General features: G+C 70.5%; 6 protein-coding genes. All 6 read right to left on the bottom strand.

Going from position 1 to position 8182, the window contains the following annotated elements:
- Positions 1-96: 96 nt before the first annotated feature.
- Complete coding sequence (locus LHA35_RS27150; protein WP_226614272.1) at positions 97-645, bottom strand: SDR family NAD(P)-dependent oxidoreductase; 549 nt, start codon at positions 643-645, stop codon at positions 97-99.
- An 86-nt stretch (positions 646-731) separates the two neighbouring features.
- The gene (locus LHA35_RS27155; protein WP_226614274.1) at positions 732-1520 is read right to left on the bottom strand and encodes an enoyl-CoA hydratase-related protein; all 789 of its coding nucleotides are present in this window, start codon (positions 1518-1520) and stop codon (positions 732-734) included.
- A 43-nt stretch (positions 1521-1563) separates the two neighbouring features.
- Positions 1564-2796 (bottom strand): ABC transporter substrate-binding protein, encoded by a 1233-nt coding sequence (locus LHA35_RS27160; protein ID WP_226614276.1) that lies wholly within the window; start codon positions 2794-2796, stop codon positions 1564-1566.
- Between the two features lie 174 nt (positions 2797-2970).
- Positions 2971-4476, bottom strand: coding sequence for an acetyl-CoA acetyltransferase (locus LHA35_RS27165; RefSeq protein WP_226614278.1), 1506 nt, complete (start codon positions 4474-4476; stop codon positions 2971-2973).
- Positions 4477-6588, bottom strand: a complete 2112-nt coding sequence (locus LHA35_RS27170; RefSeq protein ID WP_226614280.1) for an acetate--CoA ligase family protein — start codon at positions 6586-6588, stop codon at positions 4477-4479.
- A gap of 515 nt (positions 6589-7103) precedes the next feature.
- A complete protein-coding gene (locus tag LHA35_RS27175; RefSeq protein WP_408902422.1) occupies positions 7104-8054 on the bottom strand; it encodes an IS5 family transposase in 951 nt (316 codons plus the stop codon).
- Between the last annotated feature and the right edge of the window lie 128 nt (positions 8055-8182).

The following is an 8182-nucleotide window of genomic DNA, read 5'->3' on the forward strand; positions in this document are numbered from 1 at the left end:
ACCACCGTGGTATCGCTCGTCATGGCGTATCGCTCCTTCGGGAGGTCCTGGCAGGCTCGTCACCCGCCTCGATACGCCGCCTCTCTCAGCCCGCCATCACCCAGTTTCGGCCATAGCTCTCCCCTGGATGCCCGCCTTGGCGGTGGAGTAGTTGGCCTGGCCGGCATTGCCGTAGACGCCCGAGGTGGAGGAGATGTTCACCACCTTGCGGAAGACCTCACGGCCCTCCTCCGCCTCGCGCCGCGCTGCCTCCCGGATGAAGCGGGAAGCGGCACGCATGATACGGAAGGGCGCGGTCAGGTGGACGTCGAGGATGGCGTACCACTGCTCGTCCGTCATCTTCTGGATGACGTTGTCCCAGGTATAGCCGGCATTGTTGACGATGATGTCGAGCCCACCCCAGGTATCGGTGCCGGCGGCGACGAAGCGTTCCGCGAAGCCCTCCTTCGTCACGTCGCCATTGCAGGCGATGCCCTCGGCGCCAAGCGCCCTGATCTCGGCCAGCGTCTCATTGGCCGGGCCGTCATCGAGATCGTTGACCACGACCCGAGCGCCTTCGCTCGCCAGTTTCAGCGCGATCTGCCGCCCGATGCCGCGCCCCGAACCCGAGACCAGCGCGACCTTGCCGTCCAGTTTGCCTGCCATTCCTGCCCTCCTCACAGACATCGGGGGAGGCGCTGCCTCCCCCGCCCCCCTCCGCCAAGGTCCGAAAGGCCCTTGGAACCCGCGAGTCAGCGCCCGACCCAGCGCGGCGCACGCTTCTCGACGAAAGCCCTTGGGCCTTCCTGGAAATCCTCCGTAGTACGGATGAAAGCGCTCGCCTTGGCGCTGATCGCCCAGAGTTCCTCCTCCGTCAGATCCGCCGCCTTGCGCGCAACGGCCAGGCTCTCCCGCACCGCGATCGGCGCATTGGCGCAGGCCCGCCGCGCGAGGTCGAGCGCCGTCGGCACCACCTGATCCGCCGGGACCGCCGCATTTACCAGGCCGAATTGCGCGGCGCGGGTCGCGGGGATCGGCTCGCCGGTGGCGATCATCTGCAAGGCGATTGCCCTGGGCAGGGCGCGCGGCAGGCGGAAGACGCCGCCCGCGCCGGCGACCAGGCTGCGCTTCACTTCCGGCAGGCCGAGATTGGCCGTCTCCGCCGCCACCGCCAGATCGCAGGCCAGCAGCAATTCCAGCCCACCCGCCAGCGCATGGCCCTGCGCCGCGGCGATCCAGAGCTTCGTCCGCTGCGCGCGCACGAAGCCGCCGAAGCCGCCTTTCTCGGTCGAGAGGCTCTTGCTGTTGCCGGCCGAGACCTCCTTCAGATCGGCGCCTGCGCAGAAGGCATGCGGCCCCGCGCCGGTGAGCACGGCGGCCCAGATCTCCGGATCCTGCTCGATGCGCTGGACCGCCGCTTCCAGCCCCTGCGCCACCGCGCCATTGACGGCGTTGCGCGCCTCCGGCCGGTTGATGGTGACGAGCGCGATATGCGGCTCCGCCACGGACACCAGGACCGCGTCGGTCTTCGCATCGGCCATCTTCTTCCTCCCTGCCCGTCTTCAGTGCAGCATGACCGGTCCGTCAGGCCTTGACCAGCGGGCAGCCGCCCTCCGACAGGGGCCGGAAGGCCTCCTCGGCGGGGGTGGTGCGGGCCAGCTTGAAGTAGTCCCAGGGACCACGCGACTCCGCCGGACTCTTCACCTCGAACAGGTGCACGTCGTGCAGCTTGCGGCCATCCTCGCGGATGCGGCCGGCACCGAAGACGTCGTCATCGGTCGGCATGCGCTTCATCAGTTCCACCATCTCCCGGCCCGACGCCTTGGCGCGCTCGGCACCGACCTGGCCCACGGCCTTGAGGTAATGGAAGGCCGCGGAGTAGGCGCCGGCCTGGCACTGGTTGGGGTAGTTGTCGGGCGTCTTCGGAAGGACACGGCGGGTGAAGGCCCGCGTCCGGTCGTTCAGGTCCCAGTAGAAGCACTCGGTCAGCATCAGCCCCTGCGCGGTCTCGAGGCCGAGCGTGTGTACGTCGTTAATGAAGCCGATGATGCCGAGCAGCTTCTGGCCTCGCTTCGTCAGGCCGAATTCATTCGCCTGCTTCACGCAGTTGATGAAATCCGCCCCGGCATTGAGGAAGGCGACCACCTTGGCCCGGCTCGATGCCGCCTGGAGAAGGAAGGAGGAGAAGTCGGTGGTCGCCGGGAAAGGATAGCGCACCTTGCCCGCCACCTTGCCGCCCTCGGCTTCGATGAAGCGGGTCAGGTCCCGCTCCATCTGGTAGCCGAAGGCGAAATCGGCGGTGATGAAGAAGAAGCTGTTGCCGCCGGCCTTCACCGTGGCGACGCCGGAGGAGCGCGCCAGCATGTAGGTGTCATAGGTCCAGTGGACGGTGTTCGGGCTGCAATTATGCGCCGTCAGCTCCGTCGTCGCGGCACCGGTGTTGAGATGGATCTTGTCCTTCTCCCGCACGATGCTGTTCACCGCGAGGGCGATGGAGGAGTTGTTGACCTCCAGCACCACATCCACCCCGCCGCGGTCGAACCATTCCCGGACGATGGCGGTGCCGGTATCCGCCTTCTGCTGGTGGTCGGCCTGGATCACCTCCACTGGGATGCCGCGCTCGATCAGGCCGGAATCCTGCACGGCCTGGCGCACGCAGGCGACATTGGTGGGACCGGAGAGGTGGCGGTACGGCCCCGAGAAATCGCCGAGCACGCCGAGGCGGATGGGCTGCTGTGCCTGGGCGCGCGCCCGCCCGCCGCCGATCAGGGTTGCGGCGGTGGTCGCCGCGATCAACTGCCTGCGCTGGATGGTCATTCCTTGTCCTTCCCCCTGCGCGGCCCTGGTGCCCGGGCCGCCGCTGCCTTGTCTCTTCCCGATGCTGGATCGGCGGGAATCGGCCGTCACGCCGCGTTGCGCAGCCGATCTGCGTCGCTCTCGGCCGCTGAATCCGCTTGCGGTCATGGAAGGCCGGCGTGAAGCCTCAGCGGTTCACGCCGGACTCCAGTCCTGCAGCCCGTCCGCGGCGCGGCGCAGCACACCCTGCGTGCCGATCGGCGTGCGGTCCGGGCGCTTCAGCAGCGCGATCGTGTCCGCCTCGGTCCCCAGCACCCGCCCCAGCGCGCGCCGGCCATCGGCGAGGCGCAGGATCACCACGCCATGATGCGGCGCTCCGTCACGGTCATGCAGCACGGTGAAAGTCTCGATCGTTGCCTCGCCCTCGGCCTCCTCCGCGAAGGACGGCACCGGGCCGCGGCGGCTGTCGGCCTCCGCCTGGACGTCGTAGTCCTGCGGCAGGCGGACCTGCTTCGGCGGGCGGCTGGCCAGCACCACCGCATGGTGCTTCGTCACGAACTCGCCCTGGCCATAGAGCAGCGCGGCGCTACCGGGCTTGGCCCGCAGCGCCCGCACCATCGCCGCCGCGGCATGCGTCATGTAGTTGTTGAGCGGCGCGCCGAAGAAGGTCAGGCCACCCGTGGTGGTCGGGGCCATGCCGCGGGGCAGGCCGAGCCGCCGCGCCGCCATCTTCGGCACGCAGGGGAAGCAGGAATAGAGCTCGCAGGTCTCGAAGCTGGCGCCCTCCGTCTCCGCGATCTTCCGGCAGGCGTCGAGCACGGCGTTCTGCGCGTGGCTCTCATGGTAGTGGTCGCGGTGCAGGTAATCGCGCGGCTCCACTGCCGCGGCGCCGGCCCAGAGATGCACCGTCCGCTCCTCCGGCACGCCGGCGGCCCGGGCCCGGGCGAGGCTGGTCAGCAGGATGGCGCCGCCCTGGTTCACCATGGGATTGGCGACCTGCAGCTTGGTATAGGGATAGGCGATCGGGCGGTTACTCGGGCCGGGCGTGGCGATTTCCTCCGGCGTGTATTCCCGCTTCAGCCAGGCGGAGGGATTGCGCGCCGCGACGCCGGAGAAGGCGGACCACAGCGCCGCCGATTCCGCCTGCCCTTCCGCCGGCGTCTGGCCGAGGAAGGCCTCCACCGCATTCTCGTAGAAGGGATAGACCGAGACGGGGTCGGCGACGCCGAGGCGGACCGAGAGCGGGTGCAGGAAGTCCCGCCCGCGGGTGCGGGTCCAGTTCGGGTCGGGCATGGTCCAGGGCAGGGTGATGCCCTGCTTCTGCGCCTGCGCCACCGCATGCGTCGCCTCGGCGCCGACCACGGCGGCGACTGCGCTCTCACCCCGGGCGATACGGTTCGCCGCCTCGTGCAGGTGCCGCACCGGGCTCTCGCCGCCGACCGGACCATAGACCAGCCGGCGCGGCCGCATGCCGAGGAACCCCACCAGCGCCGCCGGCAGGTCGCCATAGGGCCAGGAGACGGAGTTGACGATGTCGAGGCTGTCGAGCGCCGGGAGCAGGTCCGGCGCGCCGGCATCCACAGCGGCGCGGCGCAGCGCCTCGGCCATCAGCGCGGCCGGTTCCTGTGCCTGCAGCGGGTCGGCCGGGCGTTCCGTGACCTCGCCCGCGCCGATGATGACGGGAATGCGGTCGGCCTCCATTCAGCCCTCCTCGGTCCAGATGGCGAGGGCATCCAGCGCCTCGGCGCCCTCGGCGGTCGCGCGCAGCGGGTTCACCTCCAGCGAGGCGAGGCCCGGGCCGAGCGCCAACGCCGCATCGCCGATGCGCGCGATGGCGTCCGCGGTCGCCTGCCGGTCGATGCCGGGGGTGCCGCGGTAACCGTCCAGCAGCTTCGCGCCGCGCAATTCCGAAAACATCTCCAGCACCTCGGCGGGCGTGACCGGCAGCAGGCGGATGGCGGTGTCGCGCAGCAGTTCCACCCAGATGCCGCCGAGGCCGACCGCGATGGCGGGGCCCCAGAGCGGATCGCGCAGGACGCCGACGAAAAGCTCGACACCACCGCCGGCGCGCATGGGCGCGACCAGCACCCCCTCGATCGCGGCCTCGGGCCTGGCCGCGCGCACGCGCGCCATGATGTGCTGGAAGCCCTCCCCAACCGCCGCCGGGCCAGCCAGGTTCAGCAGCACGCCGCCGATATCGGATTTATGGGCAATGTCGGGCGAGGCGATCTTCAGCACCGCTGGCCCGCCCAGGGCCCCGGCCGCCGCCACCGCCTCCGCGGCGCTGCGCGCCAGGGTCAGGGGCACCACCGGCACGCCGCGACGGCCGAGATAGTCCAGCGTCGCATGCTCGCTCCCCGGCCGCTCGCGCGCCGGCGCCGGTGCGGCCGGCATGGCGGGCAGCCCTCGTTCCTGCCGCTCGGCCCAGGCGAAGGCGCGGCCGATGGCAGCAAGCCCGTGCTGCACGCCGCTGCCGAGATAGGTGATGCCCGTCTCCGCCAGCAGCGCCCTGCCCGGCTCCATCACCGGCCGGGTCATGACGCTGAGCATGACGCAGGGCTTGCCCGAGGCCCGGAAGCCGGCGCCGATCTGCCGCACGATCTCGCCGCGATAGCCCGCGATGTCCTCCGGTGTGTCCGGCAGGTCCATGAAGCAGGCGATGAGGCCGATCGCGGGGTCGGCGCCGAAGGCCGGCAGGCTGCGGGCGAAGAGCGAGGCATCGAGCATCGCCCCGCCGGTCACGTCCAGCGGATTGTTCGGCGTGCCGAAGGCGGGCAGGACCTCCCGTAGCGCCTCCTTCGTCGGCTCCGCCAGCCGCGGCACCATGACGCCCGCCGCCTCGGCATGGTCGGCCGCCATTTCGCAGACGCCGCCGGAGATTGAGACAAGACCGAGCCGCCGGTCCCGGACATGGCCCAGCTGGGCGAGCAGCGCGGCGGTGAAGACGAGGTCCTCGATGGAGGAGACGCGGATGATGCCGACCTGGCGGCAGACCGCGTCGAAGACCCGGTCGTCGCCGACGAGCGAGCCGGTATGCGCCTCCGCCGCGCGGGCCGCGGTCTCGCTGGCGCCGATCTTGATGGCGACGATCGGCTTGCCCGCCGCCAGCGCCCGTCGCGCGGCCTCGGCGAGCAATGGCGCGTCATGCACCGTCTCCAGGAACAGGCCGATCACCTTGGTGGCCGGGTCGTCCACCAGGAAATCGACCACCCGAGCGACATTCACATCGGCTTCGTTGCCGGTGGAGACCTGGTAGGACAGGCCGATCCCCTGCCGATGCGCGAAGGCGGCGATGAAGCCTGCCGTCGCGCCGCTCTGCGAGACGATGCCGATGGCGCCGCCCCGGATCACCGGCATGGGCGGCTGGGTGGTCCAGATCGGCACCTGGTCGGCATAGTTGATGAAGCCGAGGCAGTTGGGCCCGAGCAGCGTGACACCCTCAGCCCGCGCCGCCGCCAGCAGGGCTTCCTGCTTCGCCGCCCCTTCGGCGCCTATCTCGGCGAAGCCGGAGGTCAGCACGACGGCATTGCGGACGCCGGCGGCATTCATGTCGGCGAAGGCCTGGGCGATCGCGCCTTCCGGCACCATCAGCAGCGCGGCATCCACCGGCTCCCCGATCGCGGCGCAGGAGGTGGCGGCGGGCAGTCCGTGCACCAGGCCGCCCTTGCGGCTGACCGGGTGGATGCGGCCGGTGAAGCCGATACGTTCGAAATTGGCGAAAGCGGCCTGTGACCAGATGGAGCGGTCCGTGGCGCCGACCAGCGCGACGGAGCGCGCACGGAACAGGCTGCCGAGCGCAGCAGCGGTCGTCATGCCATGACCCGGGTGGTCCGGACAAAGACGCGACTCGTGGCCAGGGCCGTCCAAGCGTGCACCCATCCCTCCCTTCCATGTCCCGCCGGCCCGTGCCAGCGCGCTTGCGGCTAGCGAAGCGCGAAGTCATGGCCCTTGTCCATCCGTCGGGGCGATCGGCTGCAATATGCCCCTGCCGGGAGCCGGCAGCCTGGCTCTCCGATCAACACCCGCCACCGGCCAGCATCGGCACGGCAAGGCCCGGCGCGACGGACCGGGCGGCGACGGCATGCGCCGCTGGCGGGGACGCCAATAAGGCCAGCCGCTGGCCCAGGGGGCGAAACTGCTGTGCAAGGTGTGAAAGGAATATCCGAGAGCCAGCCGGCGATACGCCACCGCCAGGACACCTCGAATAACCCGGTGATTGTTGGCTGCTGAGGTCTGTTGAGGGTGATGGAGCAGGCGGATCTGCTGCTTTCGCGCCTCTCCGGGGCGCCGCGGCATGGGCTGCGAGCCGTCTTGGGGTCCGAAATCGGTCAGGCGGGCACACCTCGCCCCTCGATCCAGACCAAGCGACGCATGTTGTAGGCGAGGTTGGCCAGCGTGATCCGCGCGGTGGCGCGCACCAGGCCGATGCAGCGGATGACGAGGCGCATGCCGCGCTTCTCGGCGGCGAAGACATGCTCGACCCGGCTGCGCACGCGCGCCCTCGTTGCATTGCCGCGGGCGATATGCGCGGGCATCGGCCGCCCGCGCGGCTTGGCCCGCTGGAACTCGGGCCGCAGGCCGCGCCGGTCCAGCAGTTCGAGGTTGGCCTTGCTGCGATAAGCGGTGTCTGCCCAGACACCGCTGCCGGTGTTGCCCGGGTCCAGCACGGCGCCGAGTTGGGCGCCGTCGTGCCGCGCCGCGTCGGTGACCACGAAGCGGCGGATGAACCCGTGCTGGCGATCGACGCCCAAGTGGTTCTTGTAGCCGAACATCGGCACCGCGATCTCGGCCGTGGCCTGGCGCGGCGATCCCTCAGGCGGCTTGGCTTTGCGGCCGCGCTTGAGCGTCCAGCGCCCGTCGCGGTCGATCTGGCGCGTGCGCGCCTTTGACCAGCCTCCAGGCGTGCCGCCGCCGCGCAGCGTGGCCTTCTCCTCCTTGGTCAGCCGCGGGCGGCGGGCCTCGACGATAGTCGCGTCGACGATCTGCCCGCCCATGGCCAGGAAGCCCCGCTCGGCGAGCATGGCATCGAACCGCGCGAACAGCGTCGCCAAGGCGCCCGCGCGCGTCAGCTGCTCGCGGTAGAGCCAGATCGTCTTGGCATCCGGCACGGCGTCCTGCAGGGCCAGGCCGACGAAGCGCATGAAGCTGAGCCGGTCGCGCAGCTGGTACTCGGTCTGGTCGTCCGACAGCGTGTAGAGCGCCTGCAGCACGAGCACGCGAAACATCAGCACCGCGTCCCAGGGCGGCCGCCCGCCGCGGCTGCGGTCAGCACGCGGCAGCGCCGCCTCGAGCTATGGCCGAAACTGGGTGATGGCGGGCTGAGAGAGGCGGCGTATCGAGGCGGGTGACGAGCCTGCCAGGACCTCCCGAAGGAGCGATACGCCATGACGAGCGATACCACGGTGGT

Origin of the sequence: Roseicella aerolata (genome assembly GCF_020523605.1) — a bacterium.
GTDB classification, from domain to species: Bacteria; Pseudomonadota; Alphaproteobacteria; order Acetobacterales; family Acetobacteraceae; genus Paracraurococcus; species Paracraurococcus aerolatus.

Coding starts and splice junctions, on each gene's coding strand:
- LHA35_RS27150 (WP_226614272.1), bottom strand. CDS start 645: ATGGCAGGCAAACTGGACGGCAAGGTCGCGCTGGTCTCGGGTTCGGGG.
- LHA35_RS27155 (WP_226614274.1), bottom strand. CDS start 1,520: ATGGCCGATGCGAAGACCGACGCGGTCCTGGTGTCCGTGGCGGAGCCG.
- LHA35_RS27160 (WP_226614276.1), bottom strand. CDS start 2,796: ATGACCATCCAGCGCAGGCAGTTGATCGCGGCGACCACCGCCGCAACC.
- LHA35_RS27165 (WP_226614278.1), bottom strand. CDS start 4,476: ATGGAGGCCGACCGCATTCCCGTCATCATCGGCGCGGGCGAGGTCACG.
- LHA35_RS27170 (WP_226614280.1), bottom strand. CDS start 6,588: ATGACGACCGCTGCTGCGCTCGGCAGCCTGTTCCGTGCGCGCTCCGTC.